This window comes from Roseobacter sp. CCS2 (genome assembly GCF_000169435.1).
Lineage (GTDB): Bacteria > Pseudomonadota > Alphaproteobacteria > Rhodobacterales > Rhodobacteraceae > Yoonia.
The window spans coordinates 799,645-820,702 of the sequence record NZ_AAYB01000001.1; the positions used below are offsets into that span (position 1 = coordinate 799,645).

23 protein-coding genes are annotated in these 21,058 nt (G+C 54.8%); 14 read left to right on the forward strand and 9 right to left on the reverse strand.

Annotation, left to right across the window (positions count from 1 at the left end; all coding sequences use genetic code 11):
* Nucleotides 1-32 precede the first annotated feature (32 nt).
* The 3 genes from RCCS2_RS04070 (at nucleotide 33) to RCCS2_RS04080 (ending at nucleotide 1,795) form a co-directional block, all read left to right on the forward strand.
* On the forward strand, nucleotides 33-806 hold the full coding sequence (locus tag RCCS2_RS04070) for a DUF6478 family protein (protein ID WP_008231577.1): 774 nt from the start codon (nucleotides 33-35) through the stop codon (nucleotides 804-806).
* An 11-nt stretch (nucleotides 807-817) separates the two neighbouring features.
* Nucleotides 818-1,174 carry a hypothetical protein gene (locus RCCS2_RS04075; RefSeq protein ID WP_008231580.1) on the forward strand — a complete coding sequence of 119 codons (357 nt, stop codon included), beginning with the start codon at nucleotides 818-820 and terminating at the stop codon, nucleotides 1,172-1,174.
* A gap of 129 nt (nucleotides 1,175-1,303) precedes the next feature.
* Complete coding sequence (locus RCCS2_RS04080; RefSeq protein ID WP_037293163.1) at nucleotides 1,304-1,795, forward strand: fasciclin domain-containing protein; 492 nt, start codon at nucleotides 1,304-1,306, stop codon at nucleotides 1,793-1,795.
* Between the two features lie 216 nt (nucleotides 1,796-2,011).
* Here RCCS2_RS04080 and RCCS2_RS04085 read toward each other — a convergent pair whose 3' ends face one another.
* From RCCS2_RS04085 to RCCS2_RS04095, 3 genes are all read right to left on the reverse strand, one after another.
* Nucleotides 2,012-2,287 (reverse strand): hypothetical protein, encoded by a 276-nt coding sequence (locus RCCS2_RS04085; protein WP_008231586.1) that lies wholly within the window; start codon nucleotides 2,285-2,287, stop codon nucleotides 2,012-2,014.
* A 506-nt stretch (nucleotides 2,288-2,793) separates the two neighbouring features.
* The gene (locus RCCS2_RS04090) at nucleotides 2,794-3,636 is read right to left on the reverse strand and encodes a sugar phosphate isomerase/epimerase family protein (protein WP_037293167.1); all 843 of its coding nucleotides are present in this window, start codon (nucleotides 3,634-3,636) and stop codon (nucleotides 2,794-2,796) included.
* Nucleotides 3,633-4,616 (reverse strand): fatty acid desaturase, encoded by a 984-nt coding sequence (locus RCCS2_RS04095; protein ID WP_008231591.1) that lies wholly within the window; start codon nucleotides 4,614-4,616, stop codon nucleotides 3,633-3,635. The genes RCCS2_RS04090 and RCCS2_RS04095 overlap by 4 nt, the downstream gene beginning before the upstream one ends.
* Nucleotides 4,617-4,772: 156 nt before the next feature.
* On the opposite strand from RCCS2_RS04095, the gene RCCS2_RS04100 reads away from it, so the two are divergent.
* The 4 genes from RCCS2_RS04100 (at nucleotide 4,773) to RCCS2_RS04115 (ending at nucleotide 10,225) form a co-directional block, all read left to right on the forward strand.
* Nucleotides 4,773-6,797: an NADPH-dependent 2,4-dienoyl-CoA reductase gene (locus tag RCCS2_RS04100; protein WP_037293170.1), complete on the forward strand. Its 2,025-nt coding sequence runs from the start codon at nucleotides 4,773-4,775 to the stop codon at nucleotides 6,795-6,797.
* A gap of 43 nt (nucleotides 6,798-6,840) precedes the next feature.
* On the forward strand, nucleotides 6,841-8,250 hold the full coding sequence (locus RCCS2_RS04105; protein ID WP_008231597.1) for a hypothetical protein: 1,410 nt from the start codon (nucleotides 6,841-6,843) through the stop codon (nucleotides 8,248-8,250).
* 186 nt (nucleotides 8,251-8,436) lie between these two features.
* Complete coding sequence (locus RCCS2_RS04110) at nucleotides 8,437-9,342, forward strand: LysR family transcriptional regulator (protein ID WP_037293173.1); 906 nt, start codon at nucleotides 8,437-8,439, stop codon at nucleotides 9,340-9,342.
* A 124-nt stretch (nucleotides 9,343-9,466) separates the two neighbouring features.
* Complete coding sequence (locus RCCS2_RS04115; protein WP_008231599.1) at nucleotides 9,467-10,225, forward strand: GGDEF domain-containing protein; 759 nt, start codon at nucleotides 9,467-9,469, stop codon at nucleotides 10,223-10,225.
* A 4-nt stretch (nucleotides 10,226-10,229) separates the two neighbouring features.
* Here RCCS2_RS04115 and RCCS2_RS04120 read toward each other — a convergent pair whose 3' ends face one another.
* From RCCS2_RS04120 to RCCS2_RS04135, 4 genes are read right to left on the reverse strand one after another with little or no spacing between them, the layout of a single operon-like run.
* A complete protein-coding gene (locus RCCS2_RS04120; protein WP_008231601.1) occupies nucleotides 10,230-11,168 on the reverse strand; it encodes an OmpA family protein in 939 nt (312 codons plus the stop codon).
* A complete protein-coding gene (locus RCCS2_RS04125) occupies nucleotides 11,165-11,731 on the reverse strand; it encodes a peroxidase-related enzyme (protein ID WP_008231603.1) in 567 nt (188 codons plus the stop codon). Before RCCS2_RS04125 ends, RCCS2_RS04120 begins: the two co-directional genes overlap by 4 nt.
* 4 nt (nucleotides 11,732-11,735) lie before the next feature.
* Nucleotides 11,736-12,461, reverse strand: a complete 726-nt coding sequence (locus RCCS2_RS04130) for a GNAT family N-acetyltransferase (RefSeq protein ID WP_008231605.1) — start codon at nucleotides 12,459-12,461, stop codon at nucleotides 11,736-11,738.
* Nucleotides 12,458-13,180 carry a competence/damage-inducible protein A gene (locus tag RCCS2_RS04135; RefSeq protein ID WP_008231608.1) on the reverse strand — a complete coding sequence of 241 codons (723 nt, stop codon included), beginning with the start codon at nucleotides 13,178-13,180 and terminating at the stop codon, nucleotides 12,458-12,460. Before RCCS2_RS04135 ends, RCCS2_RS04130 begins: the two co-directional genes overlap by 4 nt.
* Nucleotides 13,181-13,222: 42 nt before the next feature.
* On the opposite strand from RCCS2_RS04135, the gene sfsA reads away from it, so the two are divergent.
* The 4 genes from sfsA (at nucleotide 13,223) to RCCS2_RS04155 (ending at nucleotide 17,445) form a co-directional block, all read left to right on the forward strand.
* Nucleotides 13,223-13,924, forward strand: a complete 702-nt coding sequence (gene sfsA, locus RCCS2_RS04140) for a DNA/RNA nuclease SfsA (RefSeq protein ID WP_008231610.1) — start codon at nucleotides 13,223-13,225, stop codon at nucleotides 13,922-13,924.
* 56 nt (nucleotides 13,925-13,980) lie between these two features.
* The gene (gene map, locus RCCS2_RS04145) at nucleotides 13,981-14,790 is read left to right on the forward strand and encodes a type I methionyl aminopeptidase (RefSeq protein WP_008231612.1); all 810 of its coding nucleotides are present in this window, start codon (nucleotides 13,981-13,983) and stop codon (nucleotides 14,788-14,790) included.
* A gap of 119 nt (nucleotides 14,791-14,909) precedes the next feature.
* Entirely contained in the window at nucleotides 14,910-15,947 is a 1,038-nt protein-coding gene (locus tag RCCS2_RS04150) for a TRAP transporter substrate-binding protein (protein ID WP_050770771.1), read from the forward strand.
* A 226-nt stretch (nucleotides 15,948-16,173) separates the two neighbouring features.
* Nucleotides 16,174-17,445, forward strand: a complete 1,272-nt coding sequence (locus tag RCCS2_RS04155; RefSeq protein WP_008231628.1) for an O-antigen ligase family protein — start codon at nucleotides 16,174-16,176, stop codon at nucleotides 17,443-17,445.
* Nucleotides 17,446-17,517: 72 nt separating this feature from the next.
* Here the strand turns inward: RCCS2_RS04155 and RCCS2_RS04160 are convergent, their stop codons facing one another.
* Nucleotides 17,518-18,516 carry a polyprenyl synthetase family protein gene (locus tag RCCS2_RS04160; protein WP_008231630.1) on the reverse strand — a complete coding sequence of 333 codons (999 nt, stop codon included), beginning with the start codon at nucleotides 18,514-18,516 and terminating at the stop codon, nucleotides 17,518-17,520.
* Nucleotides 18,517-18,571: 55 nt separating this feature from the next.
* Here RCCS2_RS04160 and RCCS2_RS04165 point away from each other — a divergent pair, with 55 nt between their 5' ends.
* The 3 genes from RCCS2_RS04165 to RCCS2_RS18105 all read left to right on the forward strand — a co-directional run bounded on the left by RCCS2_RS04165 (nucleotide 18,572) and on the right by RCCS2_RS18105 (nucleotide 19,822).
* Nucleotides 18,572-18,790, forward strand: coding sequence for a putative signal transducing protein (locus RCCS2_RS04165; RefSeq protein WP_008231632.1), 219 nt, complete (start codon nucleotides 18,572-18,574; stop codon nucleotides 18,788-18,790).
* Nucleotides 18,783-19,538, forward strand: a complete 756-nt coding sequence (locus RCCS2_RS04170; RefSeq protein ID WP_008231635.1) for a tRNA1(Val) (adenine(37)-N6)-methyltransferase — start codon at nucleotides 18,783-18,785, stop codon at nucleotides 19,536-19,538. Before RCCS2_RS04165 ends, RCCS2_RS04170 begins: the two co-directional genes overlap by 8 nt.
* A gap of 116 nt (nucleotides 19,539-19,654) precedes the next feature.
* A complete protein-coding gene (locus RCCS2_RS18105; protein WP_083791140.1) occupies nucleotides 19,655-19,822 on the forward strand; it encodes a YdcH family protein in 168 nt (55 codons plus the stop codon).
* A gap of 42 nt (nucleotides 19,823-19,864) precedes the next feature.
* On the opposite strand, the gene RCCS2_RS04175 is transcribed toward RCCS2_RS18105, so the two are convergent.
* Entirely contained in the window at nucleotides 19,865-20,806 is a 942-nt protein-coding gene (locus tag RCCS2_RS04175) for a transcriptional regulator GcvA (protein ID WP_008231637.1), read from the reverse strand.
* Nucleotides 20,807-21,058: the final 252 nt, after the last annotated feature.

Consider the following 21,058-nt stretch of genomic DNA (forward strand, 5'->3'; position numbering starts at 1 on the left):
TAGTCCATCGCAATAAAAGGAAAAAACCGCAGATGTCATTGCCCCTGCCCGGCCCTCTTGACCGGTTCTTGCAACGCCGCGCCATCGCGCGCTGGCGCAGTGCGACACAGGATGTATCAGAGATGGGACTTGCAGCACTTGATCGCAGAAATGATGTGGCCAAAAGGCTTTTACATCATATCGGGGCATTCAAGGTCGAGGCGGACAGCAGGCTTGCATTGCCCCGGGTCGGATCAACCACTTTTCCGCAACCGCCCGGCACCGATTGGGCATGGCGACCCACGCCGTGGCGTGCGCCGGTGACGCCAATGGGCATTGCCCCTGCATTACCCAAGATGGCGATGACGAATGAGCTTGTGATCTTTCACGATTGCAAGCGCGCCGAAGTCAGCCTGCGACAGGTTCGCAACGGACGCGAGACTGATCTGGCCCCGTTTGGGATTGACCTACAGGCCTTTCATTTTGAGGGCAGCTATCTGTCACTGGTTATCGAAATCCCCAAGGCCTCATGCGAGGGCCTGAAGAAACGCCACCTCATTCGTCTTGGTGCGGTGATTGAACGCGAACACCCGACCCCAATTTATGCCCGCCTGAACGTCAAAAATGGGCCCAATACCGAACAGGTCTTGCTGACATTGCCCGATGACACGCCCGAAACGATTGTTGAATTTGACCTTGCCTATAGTGGGCTGAACGAAAAGCGGGCTGAACGGATGTGGATTGATCTGATGATCGAACGCCCTGCGATGAATAAGGTCAGCATCCGTGACCTCACGTTCTGCCGCTATCCGCGCGCGGATATTTAAGGAGCAGACCGATGCAATTCATCAATACGACGATCAAAGCAGGTGTTTGGCAAGGTGACTTGTTGGGCGCCAAGGATGAAACACCCGACTTGCGAGTGACACATCTGGGAGAGGCGCTGGAACAGGTGTCGTTTGAACGTGACGGGTCGCGCAATCTGTGGCGGGTCAGTGTCACGCTGCCCCAAGAAATACTTAGCGATGGTGTGCAGACTTGCGTGATCAGCGATGGCAGCGGGGCGACTATCGGAACCATCTCAATCATATGCGGCACACCATTAACGGATGATCTGCGGGCCGAGATTGCGTTGCTGCGCGCTGAACTGGATCTGTTGCAAAAGGCCTTTCGCAAACATTGCGCAGAGACATAGGCGCAGGATACGTATCAAACACCCAATTGGATGCGTTTAATACGGTTCATAAACTCATTGTCAGAATGACAACCAATCCGTCCATCCCCCCGTAACAACATCGTTAACAGGGACACGAAAGGACACCCAATGAACCGTCGCTTTGCTATCAAATCCACCATTCTCGCCGCTGGCGTAGCTTTTGCCGCCGCTTGTGCACCCATGATGGAAAAAGAGCCCGACATCGTCGATATCGCCGCATCCAACGGCAACTTTAACACACTTGTTGCTGCTGTGACTGCGGCCGGCCTTGTGGACACGCTGAAAAGCGAAGGTCCATTCACAGTATTCGCACCGACAGACGCCGCTTTCGCAGCGCTGCCAGCCGGCACCGTCGATAGCCTGCTGTTGCCAGAGAACAAGGATCAGTTGGTTGCAATCCTGACATACCACGTGGTCCCAGGTGCCGTGACATCTGATCAGTTGGCCGGCCAGCGTTTGAGCGTCGCGACAGTCAACGGCGCGAACGTCCACATTGATGGTCGTAACGGCGTAAAAGTCGAAGACAGCAACGTGACAACAGCGGACATCATCGCGTCCAACGGCGTGATCCACGTGATCGACGCCGTTCTGCTGCCATAAGTCAGACCGGGTAGCCCTAACAGGGCATTCCCCCGCCCCATCGCTACAAAGCGGTGGGGCTTTTGCGTAGTAAGGTCCGATTTGAGCACAGATTGATGGCGCGACTTGAATGAATGATCACTTTGGTCTTCTAGGACTGAACACATTTAGAGTGTTATCTTGCAGCCACTAAAAACTTCCGCCTGATGGCGATGTCATCTTCATCCTTAACGGAAACTACCACGTAGACTGGAAAATCAAAAAAACCGCTGGCAATACTGCGACGGCGTAGAACTTAAGCAAAATGACCAGCTTGCGGGTGAAACCAACAGCCGTCCGCCAGTGTGGGATAGAAAATATGGTCACCGCCGCCACAACGAGGGCCCAAAGCGATGTTGCAGCCACTTTCAAGGTTTCGGCATCCATGTAAGGCGGATCGCAAATGTCCCGGTGTCCGCCCGGCGAAAATATGCGGTAAACACCATCAAGCGCATCCAGTGCCATTGCACCCATTACCACAGTGAGAACGGCAAGAAGCACAATCGCGACGGGACGCCAAGGGACTAACGTCGGCAGTAGGAACACAAAACTGGCAACGACAAAAGCCAGCCATATATACGGCTCTGCTGGCCAATATATGCCACAGAGGTTCATTAGCGCTTCGCTTGAGCAGTGATTTGACGACTATTGTGGTTCAACGAGCCGTCGCCATAACCAATGTGACAGGGTATTCCCGATATGTGCGGTAATCCAAACTGCGTGTCTTTCGGATGTGCGGTTGGTGAGGCAATCGCATATGTGGATCGTGTGAATACTATCATTAGGCTTTCGCTTATCTTCGCTGCTAGAATTTCACATAGATACTTCATAACTATAAAGTGCGCACGAAAATAGGCCGCGGTAACGCGGCTTGTTCACAGATGGGTATGATAAAAGCCGTCATCAACGATGATCTACCGGCCCAAGACATTCAACTGGAAGAACTGAGGGGCTGTGTTGTCCCGCACAACGGACATACCCTACCCATCCCCACCTAATTCATCCCAGATTTCCTGCACCCAGCCTTTGATCATCTGCGCCTCCACCCAGCGGTTTGACATCTCGCGTCCGTCTGGCCCTGTCATTGCATATTCCGGCGGCCCAAGTTCACATACAAAGATGCAGTCGCCTGATGCATTTCGTGCCCGCCAATCGGCCAGCCCTTCACGCCACCAGCCTTTGAACAGGTCCACCCATTTTTGGTGTTGCGGAAAGTCCAGTTGCAGTTGGATTTGTTGACGTGACGCAACACGCCCTTGGAAGCTGTCAGATCTTTGCAGGATGCGACTGATCAGCCCGATATCGTGGTCAGACAGCGGGAACCAGAATTCGCGGTCCACCACGTAATGTGACAGGTCCGCGCAAATGCGCATGTCGGGAATGCGGTCAAGCAGTTGCAGCGTCGTGTAAAGGTCGTTGGTGATGCAGTTGCGGTGTGTCTCAAACTGTACGGGCATGCCGATACGGTCGGCCATACCTATCCAAGTCTCGATCACCGGCACCATGTCGTCCAGCGCAATGGGCATAACCTGCCCGATCACATCAACGAAGGGCACACCAAAATCGGCGGCCATATGCAGCGTGTCTTCCAAGCTTTCGATGGTTTTCGGAAAGGCCACGATCAGTGGCGTGAGCCCGTTGCGTTCCATATGCAGGCGCACTTCATGGGCGACCGCCACATCGGACGCGCCCAGATCAATTGCCATACCATCGAACCCTGCCCCACTGACCATTTCGCAGACCTGATCATAGGGCAGTTTCACTCCGGTCTGGTCATGCGGCTGCATTGCCCAAAGCGAGGTATAGACCTGAAGCCGCCTCATTCCGCTGGCATGCGCGTGACGCGGTCACCGCTACGGGGGATGATCCAGACCTCGTCCATCGGATATTGGCTTTCGTCCTTGGCCATCAGTTTGCCGATCACCTCACGCTGGAATTCCAGCCAGCCCATGCGATGCACTTCGCCCGCTTTGTCTTCAATCCGGTCGTTCAATTCGCGCAGTTTCCAGAATGGCACGGCGGGGAACGTATGGTGTGCTGTGTGATAGGGCATTTGCCAACAAAGCCAGCGCTGCAAAGCGTTGGCGCGGGTGGACCGGGTGTTTTCCATAATGTCGTTTTCATGGGAAAGCCCCAGATGCTCGATAGTATTTTGCAGCTGGTGGATGGGTTTGGTCAGGACCATCGGGATGATCCAGAAGGTCAGTGCTGCCCATGATGAAAAGATCACAGACAGCAGACCGATCATCGCATAGCCCAGCACATGCAGGCGGCTTTCAAAGATCACGCGGGCCTCTTCCTCAGTGCGGATGAAGGGTTCGATAATGATGCCTTGCGCACGGCGGACAGTGCCAAAAACGCGGTTGCGCCAATAGGTGATGCCGCTGAGCCACAACAAGTATGTTGTCAACGTATAGGGTTCGCGCACCAGCTCACCGTCCCGCTCCCAATCTTGGGTGTATTGGTGGTGGGCGAAGTGCATGATCTGGTCAAAATCACGGGGAAAGATTTGGATGAAACCAATGATACGGCCGAAGACTTCGTTCAGTTTGCGGGTTTTGAAAACGGTGGCGTGTGACAGCTCATGTTGGGCGGCGTAGAGGAAGTTGAGCAGGACACCCAAGGCAAGACCTGTTAGCCAGACCCAGCCGGTGCCGATGGCTTGCGCATGCAGGGTGCCGACGATGACAATCGCACCTATGTGGCTGGCCATTTGCAGGCCCCCTTGCAGGTCCGACCGCTCTGATAATGCCCGCAGTTCTGTTGGCGTGAGCAACTTGCGCCGAGAGAAACTTGCTTCCATTTTGCACCCCTTTCACTGTCGCCCGTCAGCCTAGCGTAGCTTGCCCATTTCGCAAAACCTTTCGCGCGGGCCGCATCGCCGCAAATATTACGCGACGTTGAGGGTGACGGGGGCGTCAGGTTTCGCCATGATTGCGCCATAAGCGGAGGCAATTTCATGACCCAATATCCCAATCTTCTCTCCCCTCTCGATCTGGGTTTTACCACCCTCAAGAACCGCGTGCTCATGGGGTCGATGCATACCGGGCTGGAAGAGACCAAGGATTGGAACCGGGTGGCAGAGTTCTATGCCGAGCGGGCGCGCGGCGATGTGGCCTTGATGGTGACGGGTGGCATGGCGCCTAACCCGGAGGGCGGTGTATTTCCCGGCGCGGCTGGGCTTTACACGGATGAGGATATTACCAACCATCGCATCGTGACCAACCGCGTACACGATGCGGGTGGCAAGATTGCGATGCAGATCTTGCATGCAGGGCGATATGCCTATTCGCCAGATTGCGTGGCACCATCTGCGATCAAATCACCCATCTCGCCGTTCCCACCCAAAGAATTGGATGAAGATGGAATTGAAAAGCAGATCAGCGATATCGTAACGGCCGCCATTCGCGCCAAAGAAGCTGGCTATGACGGGGTCGAGGTAATGGGGTCCGAAGGGTATTTCATCAACCAGTTCCTTGTGAACCATACCAACAAGCGCACCGACCGTTGGGGCGGGTCCTATGAGAACCGCATGCGTCTGCCGGTTGAGATTGTGCGCCGCGTGCGTGATGCGGTGGGCACTGATTTCATCGTGATCTACCGGTTATCGATGATTGATCTGGTGCCGAACGGATCGACCTGGGAAGAAGTTGTGCAGCTTGCCAAGGCGGTTGAGGCTGCAGGGGCCACGATCCTGAACACAGGGATTGGCTGGCACGAGGCGCGCATTCCAACGATTGCGACCTCGGTCCCGCGCCGCGCCTTTACCTGGGTGACCAAGAAACTGATGGGTGAAGTGCAAATCCCGATCATCACATCCAACCGCATTAATATGCCTGAAGTTGCCGAAGGCGTGCTGTCGGACGGCTGCGCCGATATGGTCAGCATGGCGCGCCCGTTCTTGGCTGATGCGCATTTTGTGGCGAAAGCGAAAGCAGGTAAGGCTGCTGAAATCGCACCTTGTATCGCCTGCAACCAAGCCTGTCTTGATCATACCTTCAGCGGCAAACTATCGTCTTGTTTGGTGAACCCGCAGGCCTGCCATGAGACAGAGCTGACGATTGCCCCCGCAGATGTGGCAAAAACCGTTGCTGTGGTTGGTGCGGGTCCTGCCGGGCTTTCTGCTGCACTGACGGCGGCTGAACGCGGGCATGCCGTTACGATCTTTGATAAACTTGATGAGATTGGCGGCCAGTTGAACATGGCCAAGCAGGTGCCCGGTAAGGAAGAATTCTGGGGGCTGGTTGACTATTATCGCACCATGGTCGCGAAGGCTGGGATTACGTTGCAGATGGGTGCAACAGCAACGTCTGACGCGCTGGCCGATTTTGATGAGATCATCATCGCCACCGGCGTCGCACCGCGTAACCCTGCCATCCCCGGTCAGGATGGCCCGAATGTGATGTCCTATATTGACGTGCTGCGCGGCAAGGCAAACGTCGGTAAAAATGTTGCCGTGATTGGTGCGGGCGGCATTGGCTTTGATGTGGCCGAATTTCTGGTCACTGATGAAAGCCCCACCGAGGACCTTGATGAATGGTTAGAAGAATGGGGTGTGGGTGATCCTGCAAAAACGCGCGGCGGATTGCGCCCAGAAGGGCCCAAGCCAGAGGCGCCTGTGCGGCAGGTCACGTTGCTGCAACGTAAGTCCGAGAAACTGGGCAAGCGTTTGGGCAAAACAACCGGCTGGATTCACCGTGCCGGGTTGCAGATGAAGAACGTGCAGATGATCGGCGGTGTGAACTATGAAAAGATCGACGCAGATGGGCTGCATGTCAGTCACGGCGAAGCGCGCGAAAACCCAAAGGTCATAGCGGCGGATACTATTGTTCTGTGTGCAGGACAGGTGCCAGAACGCAGTTTGGCTGATGAATTGACCGCGTTGGGGCGCAATGTCCATGTGATCGGTGGTGCGGATGTCGCCGCCGAACTGGACGCAAAACGCGCTATTGATCAGGGAACACGGTTGGCAGCACAAATCTAACAGGTGTGCGCAGATGTGGTGCTGGGATGACAAAGGAATAACTATGTTTCGACGTTTATTTGGCAAAGACAAAAGCAACACGGCCGATACCACAAGGTGGAATGAGATCGGGCGCAAGGTTGCGCAGACGAACACTGCCGAAATCACGGCGTTTCACCTTGGCACCTCGCAAGAGCCAAATCTTATTGAAGATACGCGCACGCCAAAAATGGCCGAGGCGGTTTTGCAAAAGGTAATTGACCTGAACAATGCTGGGCGTGGCACAGAGGCGCGCGCGCATTTTGACCCGGCCCATACCCCTTTTATTTCACAAATGGAGCAAGGCGGGCGCGGCCTAACCTGCTGTGCGATTTTGGGCAACGATCGCTATCTTGTGCAGCAAGGAACCACATATCAAGACAACACGACCTGGCTGATCAGCGGTGATGAGATCGAACAGGTTGCTGACATTGCAACCTTTGCCTGGTCCCGCAATCGTCAGTTCTTTGTCACGGTGCACCAAGACGGCAGTATGGCGTTGGGCCGCACATTTGCCGACAGTGAGGCAGAGCGTATCCCTGCCTTGCCAGGATCTGCTTTTGTACCACAGGACCTGTCCACCGATAATGCCGCTGCGTTTGGCACCCCCGGCGATAGCCCGGCCTATGCGCGGGTATCGGTGTCTGATGACGGAACCAAACTGCTGTTATGTGATGCAGAACGTGGCGTCGTTGTGCTGGCAAAGACCGCATCGGTATGGCAGTCACAGCTGCTGTTTCCGGCGGTGGATTTAGGGCTATTGGCGCAGATGAAAGAGTTCGCCGACGACGATGACACCTTTCATCCCTTCTTTGATATGCTGCACGCGGCGTTATCCCCGGATGGCCGCTATGCCGCCCTTGGCACACAAGATGACGGGCATCATATACTTGCGCTGGACGCAGATGGGACACCACATGTTTTTGCGCATCTGGGATACCTCAGCGAATACCCCCATAACACCTGCTTTAGTGATGACAGCCAGTGTATAGCGTTGAATTCTTGCCATTTCTACAATGGCGTCACTTTCGCCAGCACTTTGGCACAGGTGCAAGGGCTGACGACGGAACCTTACGACCAGCACGACACACAAATCCTTTTGAATACTTATCTACGTGTCTATGCGTCGGGCTATCTGCCACCTTCTATGACGGACAGCGGCACGGGTGCCTTTCTTTTGGCCGGTTCAGGATTTGCAGCCTGCGTGACACCTGACGGCAAATTATTGTGGGAGGTGGGCTTTGGCTCTAGCGCGGGCGGGGTGGATATATGCCCCGCCACAGGTCGTGTCCTGATTGCCAGCTATTCGGGTATGTTGCATCTGCTGGATCCGTCCCAAGAACAGTCGCCGGCGATCTGCGATGGCTTTCACGTGCCACAGGAAAAACGCCGGTGGATATTCTGGGACAGGTTGGATCGCCCTATTCTGTGGTAATAGCACAGCATTTGATCAAAACACCAAACCCCTTGTGATTAAGGCCAATCGTGCTGACTAGCTGTTTCCGCATCGTCACCAAAGCGGATTCATACCCCCTTATTGTCAGGCATTTGTCCCATTCCTGCCCGATTTCATCTTCAAAGAGGAAACAACGGTATCAAAAAACAGTACTAGGAATTTTGCATGGATCGTCTGACGGAAATGGAAGCCTTTGCCACGGTGGTGGATCAAGGCGGCTTTACAGACGCGGCAAAAAAGATGGGGATTTCCAAGTCTGCTGTGTCGAAACACGTCTCCTCGCTTGAAGCGCGTCTTGGCGCGCGTCTGCTGAACCGCACCACCCGCCGTGTCAGCCCGACAGAAATTGGCCTAGCCTATTACGACCGTGCCCGTCGCGTGCTGAATGATGCTGGCGAAGCAGATGCGCTGGTCACATCCATGCAGTCAGCACCTTCGGGATTGTTGCGCATCAGCGTGGCCACCGATTTTGGTGTGAACCATCTATCGCCTGTTTTGGGTGATTTCCTGACAGAATTTCCCGATATCACCGTCAACATGGCGCTGAACAACCGCTATGTTGAGCTGATTTCCGAAGGCTTTGACATGGCCGTCCGCATTGGAGAGCTGGAAGACAGCACCCTGCGCGCCCGCAAGTTGACTGACACCACCAAACGCATGATCGCGAGCCCTGCTTATTTTGAGCAGTATGGCCGTCCCGAAAAGATTGATGACCTGAATGAGCATAAGTTGCTGCATTATTCCAACCAAGCCAATTCGGCCGTTTGGAAACTGACCGCCCCTTCGGGTGAAAAGCGTCAGGTGCGCACCGCCGGTTGGCTGACTGTGAATGATGGGCAGTCGCTGTTGAACGCCTGTATCGGTGGGCTTGGCATCGCGTATTTGCCCAGCTTTCTTTATGCGGATGCGATGCAGCAAGGTTTGGTCGAAGAAGCCATTCCCGACCTGCCGGTCGAGACGCAAGGTATCTATGCCGTCTATCCACCGGGCCGCTTCACGCAGCCCAAAGTCCGCGCGTTCATTGATTTCCTGGCGCATGAATTTGCCGACAAAGGCCCCGATATCTGGTAATTCCCCCAAGGTGCAAATCCACCTAACTGGCGCGGTCGACATGTCGGCCGCGCTTTTTTGTTGGGCATTAAACTTATCACAACGCCTGTCTCCTAGGGTCTGCTCGACCTTTAGGAGGGAACTGATGGACCAACTCATGCGCCGGCTTGCGCCAAAAGGCTGGGTGGGTTTCATCACGCGCTTGATCGGTATGATTGGTCTTGTTGCTATCGCGAACCTTACATTTGCGCATTACTTTGACACCATCGAAGTTCGCGGCATGCAATCCCCCCTTTATCACATTGGACATGCAACCGTCGTTGGTGGACCCTTGATTGCGTTTTTCCTCACTGTGTCATTGTTCCAGATCCGCTTACAACGCAGGCTTTGGCAGTTGTCGCGAAAGGATGCACTGACGGGTCTGAACAATCGCCGTACCTTTTTTGAATTGGTCAGTAAGGCGCGCGCAATTAATCACCGTGGTGTACTGGTGATGATGGATGCCGACAGATTCAAGGCAATCAATGATACCCATGGTCACTTGGCCGGGGACCGGTGTTTGAAATCAATTTCTTATACGTTGCAGCGCAATGTCCGGCGCGACGATGTACTCGCCCGAATAGGTGGAGAGGAGTTCGCCCTATATCTGACAGGCGCGACACCTCAAACAGCCCGCGTGATCGGCGAGCGTATCACAAAGCCTATAACATTTGACACCGATACGGTGAAAGGTCTGTCCGTGACGCTGTCACTTGGTGCGGCACAAGCGCTTCCTGATCTGTCGATTGACGCGGTTTTTGCCCGGGCGGATGCAGCGCTTTATCAGGCAAAACAGGATGGGCGTGCCCGATATCTGCAATGGGAAGACACGATAGTGACAAAGGAATGCGCACAAAGCGCCTGATGGTTCATTCCTGTGTTGAGGTCACAATCACCTCAACCCGGCGGTTTGCCTCGCGCCCTTCTTCGGTCAGGTTTGGTGCAATCGGGGCCAGATATCCCATGCCTTCTGCTTCGATCTGCCCCCGGCTGGTGCCATAGGCACTGACTAATCTTTCCAAAACAGAGGCCGCCCGGCGCTTAGACAACGCGATGTTCGCTTCAAGCGAGCCGGAGGAATCTGTATGGCCGACCAAAGCAACCCTGAGCTGTGGCGCGCCGGCCAGATAGTCCGCAAGTGCCTGTAACGACGCATAGTTACCCGCAGCCAGCTGCGCCGAACCGGTTTCAAAACTCAAATCACTCAGGACGCTACGCCCGACCACTTCCAACTGTTCGGCAAGTGCGGCATCCGGGGTGGCGCCAAATGCACGCAACGGCGCGGCCTCAGCCTCTGCGATGGGTTCTGGGTCAACGGCCATCGGACCGACATGGGTGATTTGCACAAAACCTGCCTCTGTGGTGCGACTGATAAAAAGCGACAGATATTCCGGCCCGTTCGCACCGGTGCGTTCAGCGGCAAGAAAGCGGAAATCACCGATGTTGATGCGCATCTGGGGGGGTGGAAATGTTTCCACCCCAAAGCGAAAATCAAAGCCGCCGCAGGCTTCGGTCTGGCATTCAAAGATGATGCGATAACGGTCGTTGCGCAATTGTTCACGCAAAGGGCGGACAAGTTGCAAGGTCGTCAATGAAGGTGCTTCGATCCGCCATGCCTGCTGCGTGACACGGCCCTCGACCGTCTGGGTCGGCATTTCGCCACGATCCCAGATATCGCGTGGCAACTCATAGCTGTCCGCGTCGCGCACGACCTCGGCTTGCAGGCTGGCATTGCTGGGAAAATCTAGTGTTTGGGCCTGCCCCGAACTACAGGCAACGGCCAGAAGAACGGCGCAAATACGGATCATCGGGCGAGGGCGTGATATTCATCATTGGGCCGCATGTCGGTGGCCGAAGCCATGCGATTGCTCATATTATAGAAGCCTGCGACGGCAGCGATATCCCAGATATCGCGATCGGAAAATCCAACCTGGCGTAATGCATCGCGGTCTTTTTCTTCAATCTTGGCGCTGGCCACTGTCATTTGCTCTGTAAATTCAAGCATGGCTTTCTGGCGTGCATCCAACGGTGCGACCCGCCAGTTCATCACCAGCATTTCGCCCAGTTTCGGATCGCCGGACAATTGCCGCACCACAGCCCCATGCGCCGTCAGGCAATAGTAGCATTTGTTGATGGAGGACACGACAACCGCGATCATCTCGCGCTCAAGCTTCGAAAGCCCAGAGTCCGCCAGCATCACGTCATTATAAAGTGCGGTGAACGCGTTTAGCTTATCGATATCAAAAGCATAAGCTTGCAGAACGTTGGGCACCATCCCCAGCTTTTCCTGACAGATGTCAAAATATTTCTGCGTTGCTTCGGGCAGCGGATCGGCCATGGGCAGATCAAGGGCGGTGGGTTGGTCGGTCAAAGGATCACTCCGGCAAAGTCCTATAATGGTACTGTCCCACAAGCGTCATGCCGAGGGAAGAGTAGAGCGTGTTTGCGCCAATATTCGCCTGTGTCGTGACCAGCGTCAGATAGTCCGCCCCATTATCTTGCGCCCAGAACGCCGCCGCCCGCGTAAGGTGCCGGGCAAGGCCTTGGCGGCGATGCCCTTCGCTGATTTCCAGCGCATGGATCATCGCGCAATCAGCCGCAATGCCAACATAGCCGGTTCCAGCAGGTCGGTCATTGAGCCGCCCCAGCAGCGTTGTTTTCGGTTCTCTTGCGCGGTCCATCACCGCCAGCCGTCCTGTGCCGATCCCACCTTGAGCCCAGATTTCGGCTTGTGCTGCAAGGGGTGGCCAGACTTCAAAACTGGTGACAGGTGGGGGTCTGTTGATGGCTATGTCCGCAACCGGTGCGGCATAGAGGTTTGTCGGGTCTTTGATGACATAACCGCGTGCCTCAAGGTGGTGATCCAAGTCGTCCTCGCCCTCGCGGATCATGAAAAGCGGCGTCTGGCTGGCCTCGCGCATGGCGTCTTCAGCGACTGGGATATCTGCGTCTGTGATTGGCAATTCTGCCGTTGCAGCGCTGACGCGATTTCCACCGCCACTATCTATTCTGATGGTCCACGGGCCCAGCGCCTGTTTGGCCGATGACGGCCATGTGCCGTCGATCACGGCGTAAAGCTTTTGAACCGTGGGCAAGCTCATCCAGAAAACCGCGCTTCAAGCGTCGTCATGGCGGTATCAAGCAAAGCGGCGTCGCTGCCGCGCACGACGATGTTACAGCCATAACTGCCATCCCTTTGGAATGGGTAAGAACCGACCGAAAGATCAGGAAAATCATCTGCAAAGGCGCCCAGCGGCCCAGCGACATCCCCCTCGCCCATCATCAGACGCAGGGTCCGTGACAAAAGCGGCGCGCCACCGGTTAGGGTTGGCAGGATGCTGGCAACCATCGCCTTAAACACGGATGGGACGCCCGCCATGACGTGCACATTTTGCAGACTGAACCCCGGTGCTGTGCTGACCGGGTTGTCGATCAGCGTGGCACCATCCGGGATACGCGCCATGCGCAAGCGCGCCTCGTTCAGTTCTAACCCTGATCTGTCGTAGTGGGCCTGAAGCAGCGCGCGCGCATCATCCCGCACGTCGATATGCGCGTCAAAGGCGGCGGCGATGCAGTCAGCCGTGATGTCATCATGCGTCGGCCCAATACCGCCGCTGGTAAAGACGTGGTCATAGCTTACAGAAAGCGCCTTGGTCGCCGCGATGATCGCGTCCCGGTCGTCGCTGACGACGCGCACTTCCTTCAGGTCGATCCCCATTTCGGTCAGTTGCCCTGCAAGGTAGTGCATATTTGCGTCGCGCGTGCGGCCTGAAAGGATCTCATCGCCTATGACAAGCATTGCAGCGGTTGGGTTGGGCATCTGGGTGTTCTCCTGTCTGGTCTAACAGGTTATAGCGCGCCTATGGAATTTGCCACGCCCCTTGTCCCTGCCCGTCTGATGCGTCGCTACAAACGGTTTCTGGCCGATGTGACATTGGACGATGAGCGCGACGTCACCGCCCATTGCGCGAACCCTGGGTCAATGATGGGGTTAGCAGAACCCGGCATGAAGGTGTGGTTAGAGCCAAATGATGACCCCAAGAAAAAGCTGAAATTTGGATGGCGCTTGGTTGATCATGAGAATGGGCACTTTACGGGTGTCGATACATCCGTGCCAAACCGTGCGCTAAAGGCTGCCTTGATCGCGCATCAGGTGCCCGGACTGCCAGCCTATGATCTTGTGCGCCCGGAAGTGAAATATGGCAAGAACAGCCGCATTGATTTTCTGCTGAGCGGGGATGGCCCCGATACCTATGTCGAAGTCAAAAGCGTGACGCTGTCGCGCCAACCGGGTTTGGCCGAGTTTCCCGACAGCGTGACGGCCCGCGGGGCCAGGCATTTGACCGAACTGTCACGTATGGTCGCAGAAGGTCACCGCGCGGTCATGTTTTATCTGGTGCAACGCACCGATTGCGCGGCGGTCACTTTGGCCAGCGATATCGACCCCACCTATAAGGAAGCTTTTGACAGCGCCATGGTGGCGGGCGTGACCGTTCTGGCGCAATCCTGTATGATTAGTCCTGCGGCGATCACATTGGGCCGTCCGATCACGTTCCAGCCCTAGAATTTGGTACGGGGTTGGCCTATGTCGCCTGTAACATGTGAAAAGGAATTAACCCGTTGGAAACGAATACTGCGCACCTGACCAAAGATGGTATCCGGCTTTATCAGGCGGACGACTTTGCTGGCATGGCAAAGGCGGGGGCGCTGGCTGCGCAAATTCTGGATAATATCGCAGAGCATGTCGTGCCTGGACAAACCACCGGTGAGTTGGACCGGCTGATCACCCAATGGGTTGATGAAGCGGGTGCTGTGTCGGCCACCATTGGCTACAAAGGCTATCAGCACGCCAGCTGTATTTCGGTAAACCATGTCGTGTGCCACGGCATTCCCGGTGATAAAAAGCTGAAGGATGGGGATATCCTGAACATCGACGTCACCGTCATCGTTGATGGTTGGTTCGGCGATACCAGCCGTATGTATGTCGCAGGCAACCTGCCCCGCAAGGCAGAGCGTTTGATCCAAGTGACCCATGACGCCCTAATGAAGGGCATCGAGGCCGCAAAGCCCGGCAATACCTTTGGCGATATCGGCCATGCGATCCAGCTTTATGCCGAAAGTCATCGCATGTCCGTTGTGCGCGATTTCTGTGGGCACGGGCTGGGCCGGGTGTTTCATGCGCCGCCCAATGTACTGCACTATGGCCGCCCCGGCACAGGTGCTGTGCTGGAAGAAGGCATGTTCTTTACGATTGAACCGATGATCAATCTGGGCCGGCCTGAGACGAAGGTATTGGGCGATGACTGGACAGCTGTGACGCGTGACAAATCACTGTCGGCGCAGTTTGAACATTCCATCGGAATTACGGCAGACGGGTGCGAGATCTTTACGCTTTCGCCCGGTGGGACCTTTCACCCAACATACGGTTGAATGGGGAAAATCGCCCGCGATTTCCCCTCTTGCGAATGACTTGCAACTAAACGCCCCCTATCCTATATTTCCTGTGTCGCTAGCGGTGACGCCTTTCCCCTGAAAACCTGATGAAAAGGATGCACGCTATGCACCTGATGAAAACTGCCGCTATGGTGGCCGCACTTGGCCTGTCCGCAACGACCTTGACCGCTCAGGAAGTCACGCTGCGCTTTCAGCACTTTGTGTCTCCTGCCAGCGCGAATCCGACCTATTTCATGCAGCCTTGGGCTGATGCCATCGAAAAACAATCCGATGGCCGCATCAAGGTTGAGCTTTATCCCTTTATGCAATTGGGCGGCTCTGCCCCGAACCAATACGATCTGATCCGCGATGGCGCGATTGATGGCGGCTGGGTGATCCCCGGCTATCAGCCAAACCGCTTTCCAAAGGCAGAGGCGATGGAACTGCCTTTCATGACCACCAAATCGGGTGAAGAAGCCAGTGCCGCCGCCTGGGAATTCACACAAGAATACCTTATGGATGATTTCGCCGATGTGCATGTCATCGCCGCCCATATGCATGGGCCGGGGATCGTGCACAAACGTGGCGCGTCTGTTGAGACGATTGAGGATTTTGCAGGGCTGAAACTGCGGGGGCCGTCACGCCCGACGACCCTTTTGTTGGAGGAACTCGGCGCTACTCCAATCGGGATGCCTGTTCCGCAATTTCCTGAGGCCCTGTCCCGCGGCGTTGTGGATGGCGGTGTGATCACTTGGGAAATGTCGCCGTCGCTCAAGCTGGACGAATTGACCGACAGTCATACAGATGTAGCCGGTGATCAAGCGCTTTATAACCTGTATTTTATCTGGGCGATGAATAAGGACGTGTATGAAGGCATGCCCGACGATCTGCGTGCGGTCATTGATGTCAACGCTGGCATGATGGCAAGCCAGTGGGCGGGGCGCGCGCATGATACCGGTGACATTGTTGGGCGTGATCTGATGGCGGCGGATGGCAATGAGATTGCGCAACTATCCGAGGCAGAGACAAACCGGATCAAAGCGCTGGGCGCGGATGTGACCGCAGCTTGGATTAGCGAAATGGACGCCAAAGGCTATGACGGCGCAGCGCTGGTTGCGGCAGCACAAGAAGCTGTGCGCGCCAACGCGAATTGATCTGTTTGAGAAGGTAACACAACAGGCAGGGGTATGACCTATCCCTGCCTTAATCCGTCCTCATTTGTCTGCAACATGACAACAATGTTTTGCTCACAGATTTTTTTGTTCTGTCTATCACTGCCCGGTCCGCGTGGTGCATCGGCAGAAGGAAGCTTGAGTATACCAATCATCGTGGCACACTTACCTTTGGTGTCAGCACACATTTGAAGTTACGCGTCATATCATGCAAAAAACAACACTCTTCGACCCGCAACGCCTGTTGAAAACACTATGTTTCATCGTTTTGGTGTTCATACCGGTCAACATGCTCGTTTCTCCGGTTGCTGATTTTTTTACTATTGAACAACGGCCGGCAAACTGGACGGTGACACTGTCTGCATTTGTCTTTCTTCTGGCCTCCATGCCTCTTGTTGCCATAGCATTGTTTTTTCTGAAATCGCGTGGCGAAAAGCTCTTTCTGTTGGGCATGGCGGTATTCTTTATCTACGCTTTTTCCATCACACTATATTTGGCTGGCGACCTGTTTTACCCCATGTTCGGCCTAACCTCGGTACTGGGATCCACTCTTGTCGGTGTATTATTCTATGTGTCCATAAGGGACGGTATCATTTCACCCAAACTTGTTTTTCATGTTTTGGCTGGCGCTTCAGTCTTGGTGGTGATGCCCCTGCTGCTTGTGCAGATTGATCCTGAACGCTACGCCCAAGTGGCCGAAAAAATTACTACTGCCACCGGCATACTTTACGGTTATGAAAATCCGCGTGCTGTGGGTTGGGCTTCCACAAGTTGTCTTTCATTGCTGGCTGCTTACCTTTCGACACAATCCAAGGAAATCAGAATTAACCCAATCTTTTTGATATGCGCCATCATCTGTTCAACGACGCTATTTTGGAGTGGATCACGCGGCGGGGTGGTTGCCTTTGTAGTAAGCCTGTCCATCGTGTTTGGTCTTTCGCAAACGAAGAATTACAAAGGCCTTGCATTGGTCCTGCTTTGTATCGTCGTGGGCGGTGCCGTCTCTTACTTTTTGCACTTGCCGAACCACGCATACGGCATGTTTTCCAGAATTGGCCAAAACCTGGGCCAAGAAGGTATCGACGCAATAAGCTCTGGGCGTATCGAGCTCTGGCAGACCACTTTGGCTCACATATTAGAGCGTCCATTTACGGGATATGGATATCTGCCTCATAAAAGTCTGGAAGGTTTCACCCACGGCAGTGCGCATAATATCGTGCTGGATTCCTGGCTTTGGTTTGGTTTCTTTATCGGAACGATTGTCGCACTGTTCGGAATAATGTTTTGGGTGATGGCCTTTTTGTTTTTTCGCAAGCCTAATGATCCGTACGTTTCAGCACTGTTTTGCGTGATAACGACCTTGATAGTGTACTGCATGTTTTCGGGACCCTATGCACGCACGTTCCCCTTGCTTCTTTTTGCTATTTCATCAGGCGTTATCTTTGGCATCAGGTCTGCACAAGCAGACAAGCAAATCTGACGCAATCAGAGAACGAACCGATGTTGTTAACAGGCCGCTATTACTGTGCGTGATCTGATAGGTTGCACCACTTCAGGTGATCCGCGCCACGACGTAGTCAGCCAGATCAACCAGCATCTGTTTCAGCGCATGATCCGGGATCGCATCCAAGGCTGACTTGGCCTTTTCCGCCCATGCCAAAGCATCTAATCGGGTTGCTTCCATTGTCCCGTGCTTTGCCAGCAGTGCGATCGCATGATCAAGGTCGCCCGCTTCCTGTCGCCCTTTTCCAATAGTCCGAACCCAAAAGTCCCGTTCACCCGCATCAGCGGCAGCGATTGCGCGGATCACTGGCAACGTCAGCTTACGCTCGCGAAAATCATCACCGACGTTTTTGCCAGTAGCTTTGGTGCCGCCGTAATCCAGCAGGTCGTCAACGATCTGGAACGAAATGCCTAGCGCATCGCCATAGTCAAAGAGCGCTTGTTTAGTGGCAGCATCTTGATCTGCAATTTCACCCCCGACCTCCATCGCAGCGGAAAACAGAGCGGCGGTTTTACCGCGCACGACTTGCAGATAGATGTCTTCGGTCGTCGCAAGGTCGCTGGCGGCAGTGAGTTGCAAAACTTCGCCTTCGGCAATCGTCGCCGCAGCGTTGGCCAGAATATCAAGGACCCGTAGTGACCCCGTTTCAACCATCAACTGGAATGAACGCGCAAAAAGGTAATCACCAACCAGAACGCTCGAGGTATTGTCCCACAACAGGTTTGCTGTGGGTCGCCCACGGCGCTGGCTGCTTTCGTCAACAACATCATCATGCAGCAAAGTGGCCGTGTGAATAAACTCGACCGTGGCGGCCAAATGCACATGGTAGGGTCCGTCATAGCCACACATCCGCGCCGCGGCCAAGGTTAGCATTGGGCGCAACCGCTTGCCGCCTGCCTCAACCAGATGTGCTGTGACTTCGGGGATGCGCGGCGCATGTTCGGACGCCATCCGTTCGCGGATCAACGTGTTCACCGCTGTCAGATCATCGGCCAGTGCCGCGGCCAGTTGTTCGTGTGGTTTGGTGGCGGCGTGATCAAGGCTCATGCAAGTTTCCGTCATGTGAATAGACAACGCCTGCGCGTCGTCTTAGGTCTTGGTTATGAAAGAGCTTTTGCGCACCAACGACCCAACCGTCCTTGCCTTTGCAACCGCCCTGCTGGACAGCGAGGGTATAGACTGGTTCGCCTTTGACGTAAACATGAGCGTGCTGGAAGGCAGCATAGGCATTATGCCGCGTCGGCTGATGGTTTTGGACCGTGATTTGTTCATGGCAGAGGCTGTGATGCGCGATGGCGAGATTGATTTAGGCCGTGTCTGAGCAACTGACGCAAGACGATTTTCTAGGTGGCAAGATCAAAGTCTGGCAGCCCCGCCGCGGCTATCGGGCAGGTGTTGATCCGGTGATCCTAGCGGCGTCCGTTCCCGCCAAGTCTGGGCAAACTGTATTGGAACTTGGGTGCGGCGTTGGCGTGGCGTCACTTTGCCTGGCGGCGCGTGTGCCTGGCTTGCATGTCACAGGGGTTGAGGTGCAAGACGTTTACAGTACCCTCGCCCAGCGCAATGGGGTCGCGAATGATTTACCGTTCGAGGTGATCACCGCCGACCTGCGCAGCCTACCTGCAGGTCTGCGCCAGAAACGCTTTGATCACGTGATTATGAATCCACCCTATTTTGATAGGGGCGCTGGCACGATGTCTGATGACGCTGGCAAAGACATTGCCTTTGGCGGCGATACCCCCTTGGGCGATTGGCTTGAGGTTGGGGCGCGACGTGTCGGGCCACGTGGATATTTGACGGTCATTCAACGGATAGAGCGATTGCCAGAGGTTTTGGCAGCACTGCAAGGACGGCTTGGTTCTTTCATTGTCAGGCCGATCGCCGGGCGGATCGGGCGGGCGCCTGAGTTGTTCTTGCTGCAAGCCCGCCAAGAGGGGAAAACGCCGTTTCGCATGGCACCCACGCTGATCATGCACGCAGGTGACACACACCAAGGTGATCAGGAAAGTTATACCCCTGCAGTCCTGGCAGCTTTGCGAAGTGGCGCGGAATTACCCATTTGGCCTTAACGAATTGGCAAGGAATCCCTGACACGCTGAAATTCTATCGAATTGCTGCCGTGCAGCGTGACAGAACTGATCAGATGTGGTGCAATCAATTTACACCAAACCAGAGGAGGACGACCATGAGCTTGAGTTCGCATTTGCAGGAACTGAAGAAAAAACACCAAACCCTCTCCGAGAATGTCGAAGTGATGCAGCGAAGCCCTGCAGCCGACGACATTGAAATTGCGAAGCTTAAGAAGCAGAAGTTGATGCTCAAGGAAGAAATTACGCGCCTGAGCACGCACTAACCACTCACACGACGCACTGACAGCTGATGTCTGCATCCGCTGTCAGAGCAAATCACTGGCATTGATCAACGTTCGACCCTCTGCGATGCGTTTGGAGGTTTGGATTTCTTTCAAAACCCATGCCTCAAAAGCCGCAATATGCGGGCGTCGTTCATTGCCCAGTGGGCAGACAAAGCTGTAGTGCGCCTGAGAGATCAATCCAATTTCAAATGGCGCGACCAATTGGCCTTCCTCCAAAGCGCGTGCCACCAGCGATGCACGCCCCATGACAACACCAGCGCCCGCAACGGCCGCATCAATAGCGTGGTCCGCCTGCGAAAACCGTGGCCCATGTGACGTATCTGCCTCAATCTTCGCGGCCTTCAGCCACGCATCCCATCCGGTAGGCAGTTTGAGGAAATTGATCGAATCGTCATGAATGAATGTCGCTTGCGCAAGCTTTGCGGGTGTGTCGTATTCTTTAGCCAATTGCGGGCTCATCATTGGCGTCATCCATTCGTCAAAGATGGGCCGCGAATACACACTTTCATCCCCACCCAAGCCAAAGCGGATCGCAACATCCACCTCATCGCGATTGAAATCGACGATCCGCAATGTTGCTGAAAATCGCAGATCGATATCTTCGTGGGCCTGCGCAAAATCATACATGCGCGGGGCCAACCACTTTGACGTAAAGGCAGGCCCTGCTGTGACAGTAAGCACGCCACTATCAGTTAACCTTTTTGTACTACGCCACGCGGATGATAGTGTTGTGAAGGCGTCTGTTGCACCCGGCGCAAGGCAGCGTCCCGCCTCAGTCAACTCTACCGCGCGATTGAGGCGGCGGAAGACGGGTTGTCCTAAATTTGCCTCTAAAGCCTTTATTTGATAGGATAATGCAGCGGGTGTGACGTTCAATTCATCTGCTGCTTTGGCAAATGACATATGGCGCGCGGCGGCTTCGAATGCGCGAAGTGCCGTGAGTGGAGGCAATCTATCTGACATAGTTCAGTTTAATAAAGCTTAACTGAAGCAATAGAAAGTCTCGTTTGTCGAAAGGCTGCGTAATACACATAATAGAGGCATCAAGACAAACATAGACACACGCGAAGGAACGCAGCATGTACGAGACAACAACAAGCCCCCGCATCCGTGAAGGTATCCAACGCGCGCACCACGAACGTGCATTGGCACTACGTAACGCAGTGCGTTGGTTCACACGCCGCCGTTAAGAGTTTCGCTCCGGCGACATGTGTC

Coding starts and splice junctions, on each gene's coding strand:
- RCCS2_RS04095 (WP_008231591.1), bottom strand. CDS start 4,616: ATGGAAGCAAGTTTCTCTCGGCGCAAGTTGCTCACGCCAACAGAACTG.
- RCCS2_RS04165 (WP_008231632.1), top strand. CDS start 18,572: ATGAAAGAGCTTTTGCGCACCAACGACCCAACCGTCCTTGCCTTTGCA.
- RCCS2_RS04120 (WP_008231601.1), bottom strand. CDS start 11,168: ATGATCCGTATTTGCGCCGTTCTTCTGGCCGTTGCCTGTAGTTCGGGG.
- RCCS2_RS04130 (WP_008231605.1), bottom strand. CDS start 12,461: ATGAGCTTGCCCACGGTTCAAAAGCTTTACGCCGTGATCGACGGCACA.
- RCCS2_RS04135 (WP_008231608.1), bottom strand. CDS start 13,180: ATGCCCAACCCAACCGCTGCAATGCTTGTCATAGGCGATGAGATCCTT.
- RCCS2_RS04175 (WP_008231637.1), bottom strand. CDS start 20,806: ATGTCAGATAGATTGCCTCCACTCACGGCACTTCGCGCATTCGAAGCC.
- sfsA (WP_008231610.1), top strand. CDS start 13,223: ATGGAATTTGCCACGCCCCTTGTCCCTGCCCGTCTGATGCGTCGCTAC.
- RCCS2_RS04070 (WP_008231577.1), top strand. CDS start 33: ATGTCATTGCCCCTGCCCGGCCCTCTTGACCGGTTCTTGCAACGCCGC.
- RCCS2_RS18105 (WP_083791140.1), top strand. CDS start 19,655: ATGAGCTTGAGTTCGCATTTGCAGGAACTGAAGAAAAAACACCAAACC.
- RCCS2_RS04085 (WP_008231586.1), bottom strand. CDS start 2,287: ATGGGTGCAATGGCACTGGATGCGCTTGATGGTGTTTACCGCATATTT.
- RCCS2_RS04115 (WP_008231599.1), top strand. CDS start 9,467: ATGGACCAACTCATGCGCCGGCTTGCGCCAAAAGGCTGGGTGGGTTTC.
- RCCS2_RS04105 (WP_008231597.1), top strand. CDS start 6,841: ATGTTTCGACGTTTATTTGGCAAAGACAAAAGCAACACGGCCGATACC.
- RCCS2_RS04080 (WP_037293163.1), top strand. CDS start 1,304: ATGAACCGTCGCTTTGCTATCAAATCCACCATTCTCGCCGCTGGCGTA.
- RCCS2_RS04150 (WP_050770771.1), top strand. CDS start 14,910: ATGCACGCTATGCACCTGATGAAAACTGCCGCTATGGTGGCCGCACTT.
- RCCS2_RS04090 (WP_037293167.1), bottom strand. CDS start 3,636: ATGAGGCGGCTTCAGGTCTATACCTCGCTTTGGGCAATGCAGCCGCAT.
- RCCS2_RS04075 (WP_008231580.1), top strand. CDS start 818: ATGCAATTCATCAATACGACGATCAAAGCAGGTGTTTGGCAAGGTGAC.
- RCCS2_RS04155 (WP_008231628.1), top strand. CDS start 16,174: ATGCAAAAAACAACACTCTTCGACCCGCAACGCCTGTTGAAAACACTA.
- RCCS2_RS04160 (WP_008231630.1), bottom strand. CDS start 18,516: ATGAGCCTTGATCACGCCGCCACCAAACCACACGAACAACTGGCCGCG.
- RCCS2_RS04100 (WP_037293170.1), top strand. CDS start 4,773: ATGACCCAATATCCCAATCTTCTCTCCCCTCTCGATCTGGGTTTTACC.
- RCCS2_RS04110 (WP_037293173.1), top strand. CDS start 8,437: ATGGATCGTCTGACGGAAATGGAAGCCTTTGCCACGGTGGTGGATCAA.